At 70.1% G+C, this 17914-nt stretch carries 17 protein-coding genes and 2 pseudogenes; 11 read left to right on the top strand and 8 right to left on the bottom strand.

From position 1 onward, the window contains the following. Positions 1-126: 126 nt before the first annotated feature. Together CUD01_RS06360 and CUD01_RS06355 are read right to left on the bottom strand one after the other, a co-directional pair. Positions 127-894, bottom strand: a complete 768-nt coding sequence (locus CUD01_RS06360; RefSeq protein WP_208405546.1) for an ABC transporter ATP-binding protein — start codon at positions 892-894, stop codon at positions 127-129. Beyond that, the gene (locus CUD01_RS06355) at positions 873-1256 is read right to left on the bottom strand and encodes a hypothetical protein (protein WP_141319606.1); all 384 of its coding nucleotides are present in this window, start codon (positions 1254-1256) and stop codon (positions 873-875) included. Before CUD01_RS06355 ends, CUD01_RS06360 begins: the two co-directional genes overlap by 22 nt. A gap of 307 nt (positions 1257-1563) precedes the next feature. Here CUD01_RS06355 and CUD01_RS06350 point away from each other — a divergent pair, with 307 nt between their 5' ends. The 5 genes from CUD01_RS06350 to CUD01_RS06330 all read left to right on the top strand — a co-directional run bounded on the left by CUD01_RS06350 (position 1564) and on the right by CUD01_RS06330 (position 8538). Continuing rightward, entirely contained in the window at positions 1564-3252 is a 1689-nt protein-coding gene (locus CUD01_RS06350; protein WP_141319604.1) for a cation:proton antiporter, read from the top strand. Between the two features lie 228 nt (positions 3253-3480). Beyond that, on the top strand, positions 3481-6207 hold the full coding sequence (gene adhE / locus CUD01_RS06345) for a bifunctional acetaldehyde-CoA/alcohol dehydrogenase (RefSeq protein ID WP_094179407.1): 2727 nt from the start codon (positions 3481-3483) through the stop codon (positions 6205-6207). Positions 6208-6419: 212 nt separating this feature from the next. After that, complete coding sequence (locus CUD01_RS06340; RefSeq protein WP_141319602.1) at positions 6420-7100, top strand: DUF6318 family protein; 681 nt, start codon at positions 6420-6422, stop codon at positions 7098-7100. Then, entirely contained in the window at positions 7097-7927 is an 831-nt protein-coding gene (locus CUD01_RS06335; protein ID WP_141319600.1) for a hypothetical protein, read from the top strand. Before CUD01_RS06340 ends, CUD01_RS06335 begins: the two co-directional genes overlap by 4 nt. Positions 7928-8025: 98 nt before the next feature. Next, a complete protein-coding gene (locus CUD01_RS06330; RefSeq protein ID WP_094179404.1) occupies positions 8026-8538 on the top strand; it encodes a hypothetical protein in 513 nt (170 codons plus the stop codon). Between the two features lie 410 nt (positions 8539-8948). Here the strand turns inward: CUD01_RS06330 and CUD01_RS17435 are convergent. From CUD01_RS17435 to CUD01_RS17355, 5 genes and pseudogenes are all read right to left on the bottom strand, one after another. Further along, positions 8949-9153, bottom strand: a pseudogene (locus tag CUD01_RS17435) (transposase); the annotation flags it as partial. 32 nt (positions 9154-9185) lie between these two features. Continuing rightward, positions 9186-9803, bottom strand: coding sequence for a hypothetical protein (locus tag CUD01_RS06315; RefSeq protein WP_141319598.1), 618 nt, complete (start codon positions 9801-9803; stop codon positions 9186-9188). Beyond that, positions 9800-10303 carry a sigma-70 family RNA polymerase sigma factor gene (locus CUD01_RS06310; protein ID WP_094179402.1) on the bottom strand — a complete coding sequence of 168 codons (504 nt, stop codon included), beginning with the start codon at positions 10301-10303 and terminating at the stop codon, positions 9800-9802. The genes CUD01_RS06315 and CUD01_RS06310 overlap by 4 nt, the downstream gene beginning before the upstream one ends. 244 nt (positions 10304-10547) lie before the next feature. Beyond that, complete coding sequence (locus CUD01_RS17360; protein ID WP_166772135.1) at positions 10548-10802, bottom strand: hypothetical protein; 255 nt, start codon at positions 10800-10802, stop codon at positions 10548-10550. After that, positions 10799-11110, bottom strand: coding sequence for a transposase (locus CUD01_RS17355; RefSeq protein ID WP_166772136.1), 312 nt, complete (start codon positions 11108-11110; stop codon positions 10799-10801). The genes CUD01_RS17360 and CUD01_RS17355 overlap by 4 nt, the downstream gene beginning before the upstream one ends. Positions 11111-11608: 498 nt before the next feature. Here CUD01_RS17355 and CUD01_RS06300 point away from each other — a divergent pair, with 498 nt between their 5' ends. From CUD01_RS06300 to CUD01_RS06280, 5 genes and pseudogenes are all read left to right on the top strand, one after another. Further along, a complete protein-coding gene (locus tag CUD01_RS06300) occupies positions 11609-12832 on the top strand; it encodes a chymotrypsin family serine protease (protein ID WP_141319594.1) in 1224 nt (407 codons plus the stop codon). A gap of 203 nt (positions 12833-13035) precedes the next feature. Continuing rightward, a complete protein-coding gene (locus CUD01_RS06295) occupies positions 13036-13323 on the top strand; it encodes a transposase (protein WP_166772137.1) in 288 nt (95 codons plus the stop codon). Further along, positions 13320-13613: pseudogene (locus CUD01_RS17350) on the top strand (IS3 family transposase); the annotation flags it as partial. The gene CUD01_RS06295 and the pseudogene CUD01_RS17350, both read left to right, overlap by 4 nt. A 92-nt stretch (positions 13614-13705) precedes the next feature. Beyond that, the gene (locus CUD01_RS16990) at positions 13706-14194 is read left to right on the top strand and encodes an integrase core domain-containing protein (protein WP_371860762.1); all 489 of its coding nucleotides are present in this window, start codon (positions 13706-13708) and stop codon (positions 14192-14194) included. Positions 14195-14333: 139 nt separating this feature from the next. Continuing rightward, positions 14334-15563, top strand: coding sequence for a pyridoxal phosphate-dependent aminotransferase (locus CUD01_RS06280; RefSeq protein WP_141319586.1), 1230 nt, complete (start codon positions 14334-14336; stop codon positions 15561-15563). A gap of 1 nt (position 15564) precedes the next feature. Here CUD01_RS06280 and CUD01_RS06275 read toward each other — a convergent pair whose 3' ends face one another. Further along, a complete protein-coding gene (locus CUD01_RS06275; protein ID WP_371860761.1) occupies positions 15565-16833 on the bottom strand; it encodes a multidrug effflux MFS transporter in 1269 nt (422 codons plus the stop codon). A gap of 272 nt (positions 16834-17105) precedes the next feature. Between CUD01_RS06275 and CUD01_RS06270 the strand changes: the two genes are divergently transcribed. Next, positions 17106-17837, top strand: a complete 732-nt coding sequence (locus CUD01_RS06270) for an SOS response-associated peptidase (protein ID WP_141319582.1) — start codon at positions 17106-17108, stop codon at positions 17835-17837. The last annotated feature ends 77 nt before the right edge of the window (positions 17838-17914 follow it).

The following is a 17914-nucleotide window of genomic DNA, read 5'->3' as shown; positions in this document are numbered from 1 at the left end:
TCATGGTGCACCGAGGGGAACAGGTGCAGGACGAGCACCGCGAGTGCCGCGGCGACGCCGATCCCGACCCGCCAGACGGTGTCGACCGCGTCGCCCGTCCTCAATGCCCTCACGACGCCGAGCAACCTAGTGCACCTCCGCGAGCTGGGCGGTCAGTCGACCGCCTTCGAGGCGCAGAACACGGTCCGCCCGGGAGGCGACCGCGACGTCGTGCGAGACAATGAGGAGGCCGGCGCCGTGCGCCTCGAGGCGTGAGTACAGCAGGTCGGCCACGACGGCCTTGGTCGGGCCGTCCAAGGACGCCGTGGGCTCGTCGGCGACGACGAGTGCGGGCGCATTCACGAGCGCTCGAGCGATACCCACGCGTTGCGCCTCACCGCCCGAGAGGTCGCCCGCCGGTGTGTCGGTCTCACTGAGCTGAACCTCGTCGAGCAGCCGACGCGCGCGACCTTCGGCCGTGGCCCGGTCTGCCCCGTCGAGCAGCGCCGGAAGCGCGACGTTCTCGAGCGCGGTCATCGTGGGCACCAGCTCCGCGTGCTGGAAGATCACTCCGACCGTGGCGCGCCGGAACGCCGCCAGCCTCGCCGAACGCAGCGCAAGGACGTCCTGCCCGTCGATCCGGAGCTCGCCGGACTGCAACCGCAGCAGCGTCGCGACGACGGCGGCCAGCGTGCTCTTCCCACTCCCGGACGGCCCGACGACCGCCACGGACTCGCCACGCTCGACGGTCAAGGACACGTCGTCGAGGATCGTCCTGCGCCGAAAGCCGAAGCAGGCGCGTTCCAGATCGACCAGAGGTTTCATTGATCTCTCCCGCGAAGGCACGATCTCGGGTGCACGGCAGTTGATCCACCGTGCACCCGAGTCCTCGCTCAACTGATCCAGCCTGAGCACCACTGCCAGTCGAACGGGTTGCTGTTGTAGACGCAGAGCTTCAGGGTCACGACCTTGCCGCGGCGCTCGTCGAAGTTGTAGGTGCCGTCCTTGGACCCGTCCGTGTCCCGCAGCGTGAGCATCGGATTGGCCGTCGAATAGCGGTAGTAGTCGATCCTCACCGCGTGGCTGTCGGCTGCGACGTCCTCGACGTAGGCCCCGGTCTGCGCGCCGTAGCTGGTCTTGTAGGTCGCTCCGATACCGCCCTTCTTCTCGATCCAGAGGTCGGCGTATGCCGACGCCGGAACTGATGCCAGAAGCGCGACACCAAGAATGCATGCGCCCACCCGCACGCCGACTTGTCTCATTCTTGCGTTCGCCACTCGAACCCCCTTCGTGATTGCTGCCACACCACCGCATTGCGATGTGGCCGCACGCAATTGGAAACTCCCCGCCGCCGACCGGTCGCGGAATGAAGTAAGCCGCCCTCCCCTGCCGCTCGACCGCGAATCGCGGGAGCGCCAGCGAGGCTAGCAGGCAGATCTCGCCTTTGTAGCCGGTTTGGGCGAGTTCGGGGTGATCATCTCGCGCCCGGCGACGCACCTGTGCGGCCGGACCACGCCGCCACGGGGACGGTGGCTGGCGCGCGGCTAGTGTCGGAGCGTCCCTGCGGAGGATCACGGGAGCGAGATGCACCACGTCGAGGTCTTCGTCCTGGCAGCCGCGGCCGTGCTCGTCGCGGCGGTGAGCCGCCGTCGCGGGTGGCCGGCGCCGCTCGTCGTCGTCACGGTCGCTCTGCTCGTCTCGCTCGTCCCGGGCGTCCCCCGCTACGAGGTGAACCCGGAGCTGCTGCTCGAGTTCGTGCTGCCGCCGCTGCTCTACTCCGCCGCGCTGTCGTCGTCGTACCGCGACTTCCGGGCGTCGCTGAACTCGATCACACGGCTCGGCGTCGGGCTGGTGCTCGTCACCGCGCTCGCGGTCGCGGCGGTGTTCTGCGTGCTCGACGACGTGCCGTTCGCGGCGGCGCTCGTGCTGGGCGCGGTCGTCGCACCGCCCGACGCGGTCGCCGCGGCAGCGGTCGGCCGGCGGCTCGGGCTGCCGCGGCGCGTCATGACCCTGCTCTCGGGCGAGAGCCTCATCAACGACGCGACCTCGCTGACCCTCTACAAGGTGGCGCTCGCGGGCGTCGCGAGCGGTGCGTGGGCCCTCGGCGCGGGGCTGTGGACGTTCACGCTGGCCGTCCTCGCGGGTGTCGGCGTCGGCCTCGCCCTCGGGGTGGTCGTGCACCTCGTGCGCACGCACCTCGACGACGCGGTCGTCGCGTCCGCGATCGGGATCCTCACCCCGTTCGCGGCGTACTGGGGCGCGGAGGCGGTGGAGGGCTCGGGGGTGCTCGCGGTGGTCGCCGCCGGGTTGTACCTGGGCCACACGTCGCCGCGCGCGGGGTTCGCCACCCGCCTGTTCGAGGAGCCGATCTGGTCGACGCTCGACCTCGTGCTCGAGTCCTTCACGTTCGCGCTGATCGGCATGCAGCTGCCGTGGGTGATCCGCGACGTCGTGGACTCCGACCAGGGCTTCGCGCACGGGCTCACCGTGTCGCTCGTCGTGCTGGCGGTCACCGTGCTGGTGCGGCCGGTGTACATCTTCTCGACCGCGTGGTTCGACAACGTGCGGCTGCCCGGCTCGCACCGGCCGGAGAACGACGCGCTCACCGCCCGCGAGTCGGCCGTCGTGTCGTGGGCGGGGATGCGTGGCGTGGTCACGCTCGCCGCCGCGGCGGCGATCCCGGCGACCATGGGCGGCGCGCCGTTCGACCACCGCGCGACCATCCAGCTCGCGGCGTACACGGTCGCGCTCGGCACGCTCCTGCTGCAGGGCCCGTCGCTGCCGTGGCTGATCAGCCGCCTGGGCGTCGGCTCCGCGCAGGAGGCGGCCGACGACGCGCGTCAGGAGGCCGCGATGCGCGTCGCGACCGCGGACGCGGTGCAGCGCTACTTCGAGGCGCAGCAGCCCCGGCTCGCCTCCACCATGGGCGACGAGCGCGCGGCGGAGGTCGTCGAGCGGCTGTCGCAGGGCTGGCGCTCGCGCGCGACCGCGGCGGCCGTCATGCTCGACCCGAGCAGCGCCGAGGAGCTGGGCGTGCAGGCGGAGGCGGCGCGGGGGCTCGGGCTGCTCGGCGGCAAGGCGGCGACGTCCGTCACCGCCGGACGGCGGCTGCAGACCGTGCGCCGCCAGGTCATCGCCGTGCAGCGCGAGGTCCTCATGGCGCACCGCGACGCGGGCGACCTCGACGAGGCGGTGATGCGCCGCATGATGCGCGAGCTCGACCTCGAGGAGGAGTCGCTCGCGTCGTCGTGGGTCTCGCGGCTGCGCGACTGACCCCTCACCGGGAGCCGGGTGAGGAACCCGGGGTGACGAATGGGATGGACCAGGACCCAGGTCCCCCTCGGGCCCGCGGTGCCCACGACTCGGCGGCACCCTCCTGACCTCGGGGGACTTTCATCCCACCACTTCCGACGAGGGCTTCCCTAGCGTCGAGCCATCGGTTCGGGCGGGCCTCCAGCACCCGCCCCTCTCACCGAATTTCGTCTCGACCAGGGAGTCTCCGTGACCACCAGCACGCCCCGTCCTGCCAAGAGCCGCAAGCCGGCCGACGCCCCGGCGCCGGCGCTCGCGGTGCAGTCCGACGAGGAGGTCCACGCCGCGATCGACGCGCTCGTCGCGAACGCCGCCAAGGCGCTCGCCGAGTTCGAGTCGATGACGCAGGAGGACGTCGACCGCTTCGTCAAGAAGGGCGCGGTCGCCGCGCTCGACCAGCACGGGCAGCTCGCGAAGCTCGCCGTCGACGAGACCGGCCGCGGCGTGTTCGAGGACAAGGCCGTGAAGAACATCTTCGCGTGCGAGCACGTGACGAACTCGATGGCGAACCTCAAGACGGTCGGCGTCATCAACGTCGACGAGCTCAACGGGATCACCGAGATCGCCGAGCCCGTCGGCGTCATCGCGGGCATCACGCCGGTCACCAACCCGACCTCGACCGCGATCTTCAAGTCGCTCATCTCGCTCAAGACGCGCAACCCGATCATCTTCGCGTTCCACCCGAACGCGCAGCAGTCGTCGATCGCCGCCGCCCGCGTGGTGCGCGACGCGGCGGTCGCCGCGGGTGCGCCCGAGCACTGCATCCAGTGGGTCGAGGCGCCGTCGCTCACCGCGACGAGCGCGCTGATGAACCACCCGGGGGTCGCGACGATCCTCGCGACCGGCGGCAACGCGATGGTCAAGGCCGCGTACTCGTGCGGCAAGCCCGCCCTGGGCGTCGGCGCCGGCAACGTCCCCGCGTACGTCGAGAAGAGCGCCAAGCTCGCCCGCGCGATCAACGACATCGTCCTGAGCAAGGCGTTCGACAACGGCGTGATCTGTGCGTCCGAGCAGGCCGCGATCCTGGACGACGAGATCTACGACGCCGCGATGGTCGAGTTCGCCAAGCTGCACGCGTACCGCGCGACGCCCGCCGAGAAGGCCAAGCTCGAGCAGTTCATCTTCGGCGTCGAGGCCGGCGGCGAGAACTGCGCCGGCGCGAAGCTCAACCCCGCGGTCGTCGGCAAGTCGCCCGTGTGGATCGCCGAGCAGGCGGGCTTCACGGTCCCCGCGGACACGTCGATCATCCTCGCCGAGGTCTCGGGCGTCGGCCCCGACGAGCCGCTGACCCGCGAGAAGCTCTGCCCCGTCCTCGCGGTGCTGCGTGCGCACTCCACCGAGGAGGGCATCACGCTCGCCGAGAAGATGGTCGAGTTCGACGGCCTCGGCCACTCGGCCGCGATCCACACGCGTGACGACGCCCTGACCGTGGAGTTCGGCAAGCGCGTCAAGGCCATCCGCGTCATCTGCAACGCGCCCTCGTCGCTCGGCGGCATCGGCGACATCTACAACGCCTTCATCCCCTCGCTGACCCTCGGCTGCGGCTCCTACGGCCACAACTCGGTGTCCAACAACGTCTCGGCGGTGAACCTCATCAACGTCAAGCGCGTCGGTCGTCGGAACAACAACCTGCAGTGGTTCAAGGTCCCGGCGAAGACCTACTTCGAGCCCAACGCGATCCGCTACCTGGCCGACATGGCCGACGTCGAGCGCGTCACCATCGTCACCGACACGACCATGACGACCCTCGGGTTCGTCGACAAGGTCCTGGACGTGCTGAACCGGCGCGCCAACAAGGTCGCGGTCCAGATCATCGACGAGGTCGAGCCCGAGCCGTCGGTCCGCACCGTGCAGAAGGGCGCCGCGAACATGCGGCACTTCAAGCCGGACACGATCATCGCGCTCGGCGGCGGCTCGCCCATGGACGCCGCGAAGGTCATGTGGCTGCTGTACGAGCACCCGGAGATCGTCTTCTCCGACCTCAAGCAGAAGTTCTTCGACGTCCGCAAGCGCGCGTTCAAGTTCCCCGTCCTGGGCGACATGGCCAAGCTCGTGTGCATCCCGACCACGTCGGGCACCGGCGCCGAGGTCACGCCGTTCGCGGTCATCTCCGACCCCGACGCGGGCAAGAAGTACCCGCTCGCGGACTACGCGCTGACCCCCACGGTCGCGATCATCGACCCGGTCCTGACCTCGAAGATGCCGCGCTCGCTCGCCGCCGACTCGGGCTTCGACGCCCTGACGCACGCCACCGAGGCGTTCGTCGCGGTCTACGCGAACGACTTCACCGACGGCATGGCGCTGCAGGCCATCCGCCTCATCTTCGACAACCTCGCGCAGTCGGTGAACGGTGACCCGACCGACCCGGCCACGCAGGACGCACGCGAGAAGATGCACAACGCCGGGACGATCGCCGGCATGGCGTTCGGCAACGCGTTCCTGGGCATCGTGCACGCGATGGCGCACGTCATCGGCTCCACGTACCACCTGGTGCACGGCCGGACGAACGCCACGCTGCTCCCCCACGTGATCCGCTACAACGGCACGGTCCCGACGAAGCTCACGAGCTGGCCCAAGTACGAGAGCTACGTCGCGCCCGAGCGGTTCCAGCAGATCGCCCAGATGCTCGGTCTGCCGGCGGCGACGCCGCAGCAGGGCGTCGAGTCCTACGCCCTGGCGGTCGAGGCGCTGCGTGCGAAGGTCGGCATCCCGTCGTCCTTCCAGGCGCAGGGCGTCGACGAGCAGGAGTTCATGTCCCGCCTCGACGAGGTCGCCATGGGCGCCTACGAGGACCAGTGCGCCCCCGCCAACCCGCGGATGCCGATGATCGACGACATGAAGGACATCATGACTGCGGCCTACTACGGAACGTCGCTGGAGGACGTCCGAGGCCGCAAGAGCGGGCAGGAGGGCTGACCACCTCCGGGGGCTCCCGCGGCTCAGGCCGCTGGTAGAGCCCCGCCCGCTCGCGACGCCCCGTCCGGCTCATCCCTCGCCGGACGGGGCGTCGACCTTTTCCCGCACCCTTTCCCCGCACGCGTTCCCCGCCCACCGCGCGCTCGGACGGTTGTCCACAGCCTCGTGGAACCGCCCCCGTCCGCCTGTCCGGTTTGGGTATGTTCACGGCCGTGCACCCGACTGCGACGACCACGACGCCTCCGACCCCGCGCCCCGCCCGCCGCGTGCTCGCGTCCGGCGCGGTCGCGCTCGTCCTGGCTGCCACGCTCGCCGGCTGCACGGGCGGCGGTGCAGCCGCACCGACCCCGTCCGCCACGGTCCCGACGACGGTCGCCCCGACCGCGAGCGCCGCACCGACCCCGTCGGCGTCGCCGACTCCCACCGCCCTGGCGAGCGCCGGCGTGGACTTCTCGTCGATCGACCTGACGGTCCCCCCGCCCCGCCCGGACGCCCTCGACGCACCCCCGAGCAAGCAGGCCGCGGCGCACGTCGCCGAGTACTTCCTTCTCCTGCTTCCGTACGCAGCGGTGACGCACGACCTGGACGCGTTCGAGAAGCTCGCCTACGCCGACTGCCGGTACTGCAACCAGGTGATCACCACGCTGGAGGAGTACGAGGCGAACGACATCGTCACAGACGGCGGAGGCATCATCGTGGCGGACGTCGAGGTTGAAGAGCGCGACGCCGAGTTCTTCACGGCGACCATCACGTTCACGCAGGCGCCGTCCCGCGAGACCGCCCCCGACGGGTCTGTCATCGACGAGGGTATCGGCGGTCGGATGAGCCATGAGATCGACCTCCTCTACGACGATGGCGCCTGGCTCGTCACCTCGTGGGTAGAGGCGTCGTGACGACGCGTCGCCACCGATCACTCCTGGCCGCGCTGGTCGGGCTCATCGCCGTGGGGTTGGCAACCCCGGCCTACTCTCTCCAGGTCGAGCCCGGCGTCGACGAAGACGGGTTCAGCGCGCGCGCCCGACGCTCCACCGACGGCATTCGCAGGTACGAGGCGAACCCGGAGGCGGGGCCCTACGTCTGGAAGCGCGACCTGCCGTGCTGGAGCCGGTTCCCGGAGATCGACCGCGAGTCGAACGAGGCGTGCTGGGGCGGGTCCGCCGTCCAGCACGACCCGCCCGAGTGTGAGGACGGGGCGCCGCTCATGCCGATCTGGCGCCGACTGCGCACGGAGGAGACGTGGCATCTGCAGGTCGGGTGGCACTGCCCGGAGGACCTGATCCCGCGTGTGACGCAGGAGGACTTCCGACGGCTGACGATCCCGGCCGCTCCCGCGCGCATGCAGCCCGACGGCGGCCCGGTGCTCGTGAACAAGAAGACGATCGTGTACACGGAGGCCGAGGTGCAGACGCTGCGCACCGACCTGCTGGGCTACGGCGTCGACATCGAGGCGACGCCCGTGTCGTACTCGTGGGACTTCGCCGACGGTCAGCCGCCGTTGGTCACGGCGTCACAGGGCCACCGCTACCCCGACCACGACGTGTTCAGCACGTACTTCCACCCTGGCACGGCCCGGATCACGCTCACGACGACGTGGACGGGCCGCTACCGGGTGGACGTCGACCCTCTGCACAAGTGGCGCGAGATCGACGGCAACGCCCTCACCACGTCCACGACCCCCGCCTTCGAGGTCGTCGAGCTGCGCGCGCACCTCGACGGGTGAGCGCGGCGCGGTGCGCGCACCGTTCCCCAACGAGCCGCTCTCGCACGCTCAGGGCCGCAGGGGTTGCGCGAGGGTGGTTCGTCCGGAACCGTGTGCGCGTGACCACGACGACCCCCCGCCGTCTCGCCGCTGCTCTCGTCCTGACCGCGTCGCTGACCGCGTCCTTCACGCTCGCGGGTTGCTCCGAGGCGGACGACGCCCGCAAGGCCGTGAGCGACGCCGCCTCCCAGGCCAAGGCGCAGGTCGACAAGGCTCGCGAGGCCATCGACGGCCTGCGCAGCACGGTCGACGACGCGCGCGCCCGGGCCGACGAGGTGCGCGACCAGCTCGCCGACCTGACGCCGGAGAAGAAGAAGGAGGCGCAGGCGGCGCTCGACGAGGCCACGGCCGCGCTCGCCGACGCGAAGGCCGCCGCCGAGGCTGCGAAGGACGACGCGTCGTCCGGGTCGCAGCGGGCGCTGGACGACGCGCGCGCCCGCGTGGACGAGGCGAAGGAGGCCCTCGACGACGCCGCGGCGGACGCGGGCGGCGACGCCGCGGATGGTCTGAGCGCCCTGGCGGGTCAGCTCCAGGACGTCGCGGACGATCTGCGCTCGGCCTCCGGTTCCTGAATCACGCGGCCGCGCCGTCTTGCACGGCGGATGGCGCCCGTTCGGGTGATTTCTCGACCGTTCGGCGCGGGACGTTGTCTCTGCGGCTGCGGGTGCCGATCTTGAGAGACATGGCAGACCGTCGAGCAGTTCGACGCCACCACGTCGAGTGGTGGGTCGTCGCTGCATGGTCGTCGTTGGCCCTCATGGTCATCGCCGGCCTCACCGCCGCCGCCGGCACCTTCTGACCCGGCGCGCTCGTCGCCGTCATCGGCGCCGTGCGCGGTCAGGCCGGCACGGAAGGTGGCTCAGCGGCCTGTCCGTGCATCCATCGCGCGCACGAGCTCGTCGGCGTGATGGAGCATCGACCCGACCGACCGTCAAGTACGAGGTGCCTCACCGCGGTCGATCGGGCGGTCCGCGGCACGCCGCACCGCCTCGAACGTGCCAGCCCGGTCCCTGGGGACCTCGATCTGCACCGGGCCACCCTTGATCAGCACTGTCTCCGCCCGGGTGCCGTTACGGGCGTTACCCTCCCCGCGAGGCGTCCTTCTCTTGCTTCTCGTAACCCAGGTGAGCGGTGATTTCACCCTCGAGCGCGGACTCCAGCACGATCTTCGTTACCTGGGCCAGAAGTCACGCCACAGGGCAGCCATGAGTTCACCAGGCTATCGGCCTCCTGCCGCTGGGTCCCAGACGCCGCGAAGCGGCAGATCGACGTGAGCGCATGCCTCCGGAATCGTCAGCCGTCCGTACCCGTTGCCCGCCATCTCGACGTCGTCACCGAGGCCATAGCTCTTTCCCGTGGCCACGGAGGTCAGCGTCGCCGTCTGCGCATCCCAGCGCCAGCTCGTGTCGAGTGCAAGGACGAACCCTCGCGCCTCGTCGACCAGGCATCCGTCGCGACTTGCCAGTGTGTACAGCGACGGTCCCAGGAACGTGCGGATTCCCTCGGACACAACCGCCTCGACCTTGTGGGGGCTGGGCGGCGCTGTGGCGCGGGGTTCCTGTCCGCCCACGCTCGTCGTGTCTGCAAGATTCGTCGAAGCTTCCCTCCCAACCTGGTGCGACACTGCTCCGGCGAGTGCAGCGGCCAGCGCCGCGGACGCCGCGACACCCGCGATGAGCAAAGCGCGGCGCGGCTGTCGTCCTGGGGGAAGCGTTACCACGGGCAGGACTTCGACATGCTCGCGAGAGTCCGAGCACGCATCGCACCGCAAGGCTTGCGCGAGCTCGCGCTGGACCGTCACGCGAAACTTGTCGGCGAACGCTCGTTCGTTGATCACTTGATCTCCCTGTGCCTCTCCGTTTGGACAGCGAGCTGTCGAAGGGCGCGGTGCGCAGCGACGCGAACCGCGGCGCGTGTCGTCCCCAGCACGTCCGCGATCGTCTGATCGTCAAGCTCTTCGATGTACCGCAGCGCGAGCACCGCCCGGCTACGGGCAGGCAGTGACCGGATCCGGCGCACTGCGGCGTCCAGGTCGTCGACGCCCGCCATCGCGTCGTGGCCGTCCGCTACGTCGGCGTGTTCCGACACGTATACGGTGCGCTCGTCGCGCGAACTAAGGAACACCCGCACGGTGGCCTGGCGGACGTAGGCCCACGGGTAAGTGGCGGCGCAGACCATAGACCACCGAGGAACTAGTCGGGCGAGTGTCTCCTGAACCACGTCCTCAGCCGTGTCGAGGTCGCGGCAGAGCCCCAGCGCCAGGCGAAGCATCGCGGGTCGATAGCGCGCGACAAAGCCGCCGATGTCGTCCACCGAGTCCAGCGGCTCGACCGCCATGACGCCCCTTCCTCACTGCTAGTTCTACAGACATAGACGGGCCCGGCGTGTCGAACTGTTACAGACGCTCTTCCCCAAGCGCCATGAACCGCCTGCAAGTTGAGTCACCACTGGCGTAGCAGAGGGTCGCACGACCTCGGTCGCCTGCTCGGGCGCGACTGCCAGTACTTGCGCTTATCGCTCATCACCCTCCTCGGGTGATCAGAGCGACCACCGTCCCCAAGCCCGACGGCTCCGGGAAGTGTCAACGAGCCAACGGGGTCCTCGTCGGGGAGAGCGACTCCGGGGTCGCCCGGCCGTCCTCGTCGACGCGTAGCGAGCGGATCGCGTCGACGACGACAGCATCCGCGACCGTCCTGGCAGCGACCCGCCGCACCGGACTGGACCAGGCCCGATAGGTCCTCGCGGCGACCCGCACGCCCTGCTCACGCAGCACCCGGCAGATCGTCTCGACCGCGAAGCCTTCGCCTCTCATGGCGTCAATGAACCCCATGATCAACGGGTGCGGGAGTCGAGCTCTCCCGCGAAGAAAATCGAGGCCGCCCGCAAGATCGCGTTCGCCTCGGCCAGTCGCTTGTTCTCGGCCTTGAGCCGGCGGATCTCCTCGGACTCCACGGTGCTCACACCCGGGCGCGCACCCTCGTCGATGTCCGCCTGCGCGACCCACCGGCGCAACGACTCCCGCGCGATCCCCAGCTGCGCACCGACCGCCACCGAGGCCGCCGTCACCGACCCGTAGTCCACCAGGTGCTCACGCACCATCCGCACCGCCCGAGCCTTGATCTCGGGGTCGTACTTCTTGGGCATCTCGCCATCCTTCATCACAAGGAAGCGGCAGAGAACCCGTGACGGTTCAGGTCGTCGATCACGGTGTGGGTGCGCTCGCTGTTGAACCACAGCACCCACGACGCGGTCGCGGCCTCGACCTGGTTCAGGTCGCGCGAGGGGCCTTCGTGATGGATCAGCTCGGACTCACATCACGAGATCGCTTCGTACATCGACACCTACCACCACAGGCCCCACTCCGGACTGGCCTCGCACCCCCGCCGAGGTCGCCCGCACCTGAGCCGACCCCGGAATCCCTACGCACCACAGCGACCTGACCCGTCACGACCACGGCGTCCACGTCAGAGCCCCGGACTCTTGCTGCAGCACTCTCGCCGCTGGCATCCTTTGGGCAACTTTTCTGGAGGAGGAGCGTTGCAACGATTCAGGAGCATCAGCGCGTTGGCGGGACTGACGATTGCGATCGGGGCTTCAGTTATCGGAGGGCCGGTACGGGCCGCAGACGACACTGTCCGGATCGTGGACGAGATCGACCCAGAAACGTTCGACAGACTCACCGAGCCGGTACGCGAGAAGGCTGGCGAAGTCATTGCCCAGTACTCGGTGGCGATGCAGAATGCCGACGACGGCCACCTCCCCGACAAAACACCCTTCTGGGGGTATGATCGCGACTCCTTCACGCGCACCGCGTACGAGTCGTTCGACCTGCTTGCAGAGAAGCATCCCGACGCCTTCGGCGGCGGTGCCGTTGACCCGCTTCGCGCCATCGCATATATCGGCGTAGTTGGCGACAATGCCAGCGCGCTGGAAAGAGCAATAAAGGATCTGGCGCCAGACATTGAGTACGAGTTTGTCTCGTTGCCATTCACGCATGCGTACAAGACCCGAGTGGAGAGCGCCCTCACAGAACTGGCTCTCGGATCAATTAGCGGGTCGTCGATCGCAGAGCGGTGGTGGGTCAACCTCGACCCGGACCAGATCAGGTCCGACCCCACCGTCTTGGCTGCGAACGTGACCCGGGCCGCCGAACTGCCTGAGAGTCAGGTGGACCAACTCGCCAAGGCGATGACCTCCGCGTTAGCGACAGGCGGGTACGTGGTCGCAGGTCCAGTCGTCCTGATCCCCGCGCAACCTGAAGTGAAAAGCCACTCGCTCGCCTCAGGCGTATTCCTTGACGTCGGCGGCTATACGCACTGTACGAGCGGGTATGCGATGAAGAAGATCTCGACAGGTACCACATACTCGACAACCGCTGCACATTGCGTGGATGCTGGCACGATCCGACGCAGCGGCACCATCCTCCCCGCATACGCGAGTGGTTCCGCTATGGGGGAACCCAACTACCTCCCAGACCAAGACTGGGCATTCCTCTCTGTGCCCTCCCCCGTGGCTCCGGCCATCGGCAAGATCTACGTCTCGTCGAACGAGATCCACTCGGTTGATGGCCCGTGGCGATCGACTTGGACTGGAGACTTGCGCTGCAAGAAGGGCGCAACGACGGGCAAGACATGCGGCTACGACGACGGCACGTGGTGTGGGTACGGTACCGCGACTTTCACCGCCGCCGGCGGCGACTCCGGCGGGCCTGTGTTCTACCCCTACGGGACGGTACTGGCCGCCGGCCTCCTGACCGGTGAGTGCAGACCCACCATTGACATGCCGTGGAAGGTTGTCTACACGCGCATTTACAATGTCGAAAAGGCGTACGGCGCAAACGCCCAGTACACGGTCGTTCCGGGCTAATTCCCGGGACATCGGCTGGTGGATGACGCCCCTCCCGGTGGATTGACGGCTGGAGGCTGACCCGCTTCCGTGGACACCTTTGCTTGGCTCTTCGCCGTTCGGGTGGGGACTATGTGATCAGCCCGCCGGCGGCCAGGGGAGCCTGACCCGCTTCCCCGGACACCTGCCCTGAGGTGACGATGTCATCTCCGAGAGGAGTCCTTGTGCCTGCAGCCAAGCCGCCGGAGTTCCGGCGTCGAGCGGTCGACCTGGCCCGTAGCGGCCAGCAGCCCGTCAGGAAGGTCGCGTCCGATCTGGGGATCAGCGAGTCATGCCTGCGCCGGTGGATGGCCCAGGACGACGTCGATACGGGCCGCCGTGAAGGCATCAGCACGGACGAGCGCCGTGAGCTGGTCGAGCTGCGCCGCCGCAACCGGGTGCTGGAGATGGAGGTCGAGATCCTCAAGCGCGCCTCGGCGTTCTTCGCCCGGGAGAACGTCCTCCCAAAATGACTGCCCGGCTGGTGCATGAGCTGGCGGCCGACGGGGTGCCCGTCGCGCTGACCTGCCGGGTGCTCGGCATCTCCCGCTCCGGGCTCTACGACGCCATTCGTCGGCCGCCGAGTGCTCGCGCGGTCGCCGACCATGCCTTGACCGCGACGATCGTGGCGATCCACCACGGGTCGCGCGCGACCTACGGTGCCCCCAGAGTTCACGCGGAGTTGCGCCTCGGGCTCGGGGTCTCCTGCGGGCGCAAGCGCGTGGCCAGGTTGATGCGCGCGGCAGGGCTGGCCGGGGTGTGTCACCGACGCAAACGCCGTGGCCAGCGACCGCTGCCGGCGCCGCACGATGACCTCGTGCAGCGCCGGTTCAGCGCCGATGGCCCGGACCGGTTGTGGTGCACGGACAGCACCGAGCACCCCACGAGCACCGGGAAGGTCTACTGCGCTGCCGTCCTGGACGTGTTCACCCGCAAGATAGTGGGCTGTCGATCGCCGACCACATGCGCTCCGAGCTGGTCGTCGACGCCCTGCAGATGGCCATATGGCGCCGCCAGCCCGCACCCGGTGCGATCGTGCACGCGGACCGAGGCAGCCAGTACATGTCCTGGATCTTCGGGCACCGGCTGCGCTCCGCCGGCCTGCTCGGATCCATGGGCCGGGTCGCCTCGAGCGTGGACAACACGATGATGGAGTCGTTCTGGTCGACCCTGCAGCGCGAGCTGCTCGATCGTCGCGCCGGGGCATCCCGCGAGGAGCTCGCCTCGGCGATCTTCGAGTGGATCGAGGGCTTCTACAACCCGCTCCGGCGCCATTCCGGCCTCGGCTACCGGTCCCCGAACGACTTTGAGGACCTTCACACCGCCGCTACCGCGGCGGCATGATCACCCAACCGAACTGTCCGGTAAACCGGGTCAGGCTCCGGCCACTGCGGCCTCGAGGGATGTCGTTCGGGAACACGACACCTCACGGACGACGAGACGCGTCCGCGCTCTGTCGACGCGCGACCTACGCTCCCTTGCCATGAGCACTCCCCGTTGGGTCGACGTCGCCAAGGCCGCCAACCTGCTCGGCGACGACGGCAGGCCGCGCGCGACGATCTTCGCCGAGATGTCGGCGCTCGCGGCGGCCACGGGCGCGGTGAACCTCGGCCAGGGGTTCCCGGACGTCGACGGGCCGGAGTCCGTGGCGCGCGTCGCGGCGGAGTCGATCGCCAGGGGGGTGAACCAGTACCCGCCGGGTCCGGGGATCCCCGAGCTGCGGCACGCGGTCGCAGCGCACCAGTCACGCCACTACGGCATCGAGCTGGACCCGGACAGCCAGGTGCTCGTCACTGCGGGGGCCACGGAGGCGATGGCGGCCACGGTGCTCGCGCTGGCCGGGCCGGGCGACGAGGTGCTGACGCTCGAGCCGTTCTACGACGCGTACGCGGCGGTGATCGCGCTGTCGGGTGCGACGCACACGACCGCTCCCCTGCGCGCGACGCCCGACGGGTTCCGGCTCGACGAGCAGGCGCTCACCGCCGCGTTCACATCCCGCACGCGCCTCGTCGTCGTGAACACCCCGCACAACCCGACCGGTGCGGTGCTGACGCGCGCGGAGCTCGAGCTGGTCGGCCGCCTCGCGCGCGAGCACGACGCGCTCGTCGTGACCGACGAGGTGTACGAGCACCTGACGCTGCCGGGACCGGACGGGTCGCGGCCGCAGCACGTGCCCATGGCGTCGCTGCCGGGCATGGCGGAGCGGACGCTGACGATCTCGTCGGCGGGCAAGACGTTCTCGTTCACGGGCTGGAAGATCGGCTGGGTCACCGGGCCGGCCGAGATCCTCACGGCGGTACGGACCGTCAAGCAGTTCCTCACGTACGTGAACGGCGCGCCGTTCCAGCCCGCGATCGCGTTCGCGCTGCAGGACGCGGGTGTGGCGGCGTGGGTCGACGAGCTCGCGGCGTCGCTCGCGCGGCGTCGGGACCTGCTGAGCGAGGGTCTGCGCGCCGCGGGCTTCGCGGTCGCGCGGCCGCAGGGCACGTACTTCGTCGTCGCCGACGCTGCCCCGCTGGGCTACGACGACGGCGTGGCGCTGTGCCGGGACCTGCCGCGGCTGTGCGGGGCGGTGGGCGTGCCGGTCAGCGCGTTCACACGTCCCGGCTCGCCCACCGACGAGGCCCTGCGGTCCTGGGTGCGGTTCACGTTCGTCAAGCGCGACGACGTGCTCGCCGAGGCGGTCGGCCGCCTGGCGCGGCTCGGGGCCTGACTCAGCCGGTCCAGCCACCGCCGCGTCGGTAGGCGGGCGTCGCGAGCGCGAGGACCGCGAGCGCGGCCATCGACGACCCGACCATGACGACGGCCATCGCGACGGCGTCGCCGCCGAGGAAGCCGGACAGCGGCGAGATGACGCCGGAGATCGCGGCCTGCGTCGCGCCGATCATGGCCGCGGCGGTGCCGGCGATCTCGCCGTGCCGGGACAGCGCGAGCGCGGACGCGTTCGGCGGCGCGAAGTTCACCAGCGCCAGGACGAGCCACAGCATGACGAGCAGCAGCGGCAGGCCGCCGAACCCCGTGGCGCACACGACGAGCAGCGCGAGCGTCATCCCGAGCGACGCGGGCAGCACCACGCGGATGATCCGGATCGGCGCGACCTTGCGGACGAGCGCGGCGTTGACCTGCGCGCCGGCGACGAGCCCGATGCCGTTGAGCGCGAACAGCAGCGAGAACTGGTGCGACGAGAGCCCGAAGCCCTCCTGCAGCACGAACGGCGAGCCGATCACGTAGCTCATGAGCACGGCGTTGCCGAGGCCCGGCATGATCGCCAGGGCGAGGAAGTGCCGGTCGCGCAGGAGCGTGCGGTAGCCGCGCAGCGCGGTGCGCAGACCGCCGTCGCGGCGGCGCGCGGCGGGCAGCGTCTCGGGCAGCCGCCGCCAGCACACGACCCACAGGAACGCGCCGAACGCGCCGAGGCCGACGAACACGGCCCGCCAGCCCCACTCGCCGGCGATGAGCCCGCCGACGGACGGCGCGAACAGCGGCGCGATGCCGATGACGAGCATGAGCCGCGAGATGAGGCGCGAGGCGTCGGCGCCCACGAACCGGTCGCGGATGACGGCCATCGCGACGACGGTCGCGGACGCGTTGAAGAACCCCTGCGCGACGCGCAGCGCGATGAGCATCTCGACGCCGGTGACCACGGCGCACAGGAGCGACGTGAGGATGTGCAGGGCGACGCCGACGAGCACGGGCGCGCGGCGGCCGAACCGGTCGGACAGCGGGCCGATGACGAGCTGCCCGACGGCACCGCCGAGCATCATCGCGGTCATCGTGAGCTGCGCGGCGGTGGCGGACGTGCCGAGGTCTCGTGCGACGTCCGGGAGCGACGGCAGGTAGATGTCGTTCGAGATCGCGGGCAGCGCGCACATCATGCCGAGCAGCAGCACGTACTTGGCGTTGGGCCGGTACGCGGGCGCGGCGGTGCGTGCGTGGTCGACTGTCGTCGGGCTGTGGGTGGGGGCGTCGGTGGGCGTCGTCACAGGGGCTTCGGGTCCGTCGTCGGTGTCCGGGGGGAGGTCGGCGGTCCGACGACGGTGCGTGCCGACCGCTCGGCCGGCGTCCGTCGTCGGCTGTCGCGGGATCCATGGTGACACCCCGACGCACGCGGCGCGAATCGATTCGATCCCGTGACCCGCGGCCGTCCGTGCGCTGACCGTGACTTGACCCGGCACCGGCACGGACCTCGCGAACCGGCGCTCACGGGCCCAGCGAGGTCGCGCGTGTGTGGGCGGCGGCTGGCAGGCTGAGCCGCATGTGCGGTCGTTATGCCTCCTTCCGCGAGGACCAGGCCATCGCCGACGAGTTCGCCGTGGCCGTCGTCGCCGACGATGTGCGCCTGCTGCCGCCGTCGTGGAACGTCGCCCCGACCGACGGCATCCGGATGGTCGTCGAGCGCGCCGACCGCGAGACGGGCGAGATCACCCGCCAGCTGCGCGTCGCACGCTGGGGTCTGGTCCCGTCGTGGGCCAAGGACCCGTCCGTCGGCAACCGGATGATCAACGCGCGGGTGGAGAGCGTCGCCGAGAAGTCCGCGTTCGCGCGCCCGTTCGCCCAGCGCCGCGCCCTCATCCCGGCCGACGGCTACTACGAGTGGCGCAAGCCCTCACCGGACGCGCCCGTGCAGCGCAAGCAGCCGTATTACATCCACCCGGACGACGGGTCGCTCGTCGCGCTCGCCGGCCTGTACGAGTTCTGGCGCGACCCGGCCAAGGCCGACGACGACCCCGACCGCTGGCTCGTCTCGGCGACGATCCTCACGCGCCCCGCGAGCGAGCGGCTCGCGTTCATCCACGACCGCCAGCCGGTGATGCTCCCGCACGCCGCGTGGGACGCGTGGCTCGACCCGGCGGTCGACGCCCCGGCCGCGAGCGACCTGCTCGCCGCGGCCCCGCCGACCCTCGAGCCCACGCCGGTGCGTCCGCTGGTCAACGCGGTCCGCAACAACGGCCCGGACCTCCTGGCACCCGACCCGGAGGCCCACTAGAGGACGGGCACGCTCAGCGCTCGGTCCCGCGTCGGGTCGCCGATCCTGGTGCCGTCGAGCCAGGCGTCCAGTGCGGT

This window comes from Cellulomonas uda, from assembly GCF_006538705.1.
GTDB lineage: Bacteria > Actinomycetota > Actinomycetes > Actinomycetales > Cellulomonadaceae > Cellulomonas > Cellulomonas uda.
Note: the sequence above shows the minus strand (reverse complement) of the source record. Positions and strands in the feature narration are given on the sequence as shown.

Excerpts from the sequence above, each read along its gene's own strand:
- CUD01_RS06350 (WP_141319604.1), top strand. The coding sequence starts at position 1,564 with ATGCACCACGTCGAGGTCTTCGTCCTGGCAGCCGCGGCCGTGCTCGTC.
- CUD01_RS06310 (WP_094179402.1), bottom strand. The coding sequence starts at position 10,303 with ATGGCGGTCGAGCCGCTGGACTCGGTGGACGACATCGGCGGCTTTGTC.
- CUD01_RS17355 (WP_166772136.1), bottom strand. The coding sequence starts at position 11,110 with ATGCCCAAGAAGTACGACCCCGAGATCAAGGCTCGGGCGGTGCGGATG.
- CUD01_RS06280 (WP_141319586.1), top strand. The coding sequence starts at position 14,334 with ATGAGCACTCCCCGTTGGGTCGACGTCGCCAAGGCCGCCAACCTGCTC.
- CUD01_RS06270 (WP_141319582.1), top strand. The coding sequence starts at position 17,106 with ATGTGCGGTCGTTATGCCTCCTTCCGCGAGGACCAGGCCATCGCCGAC.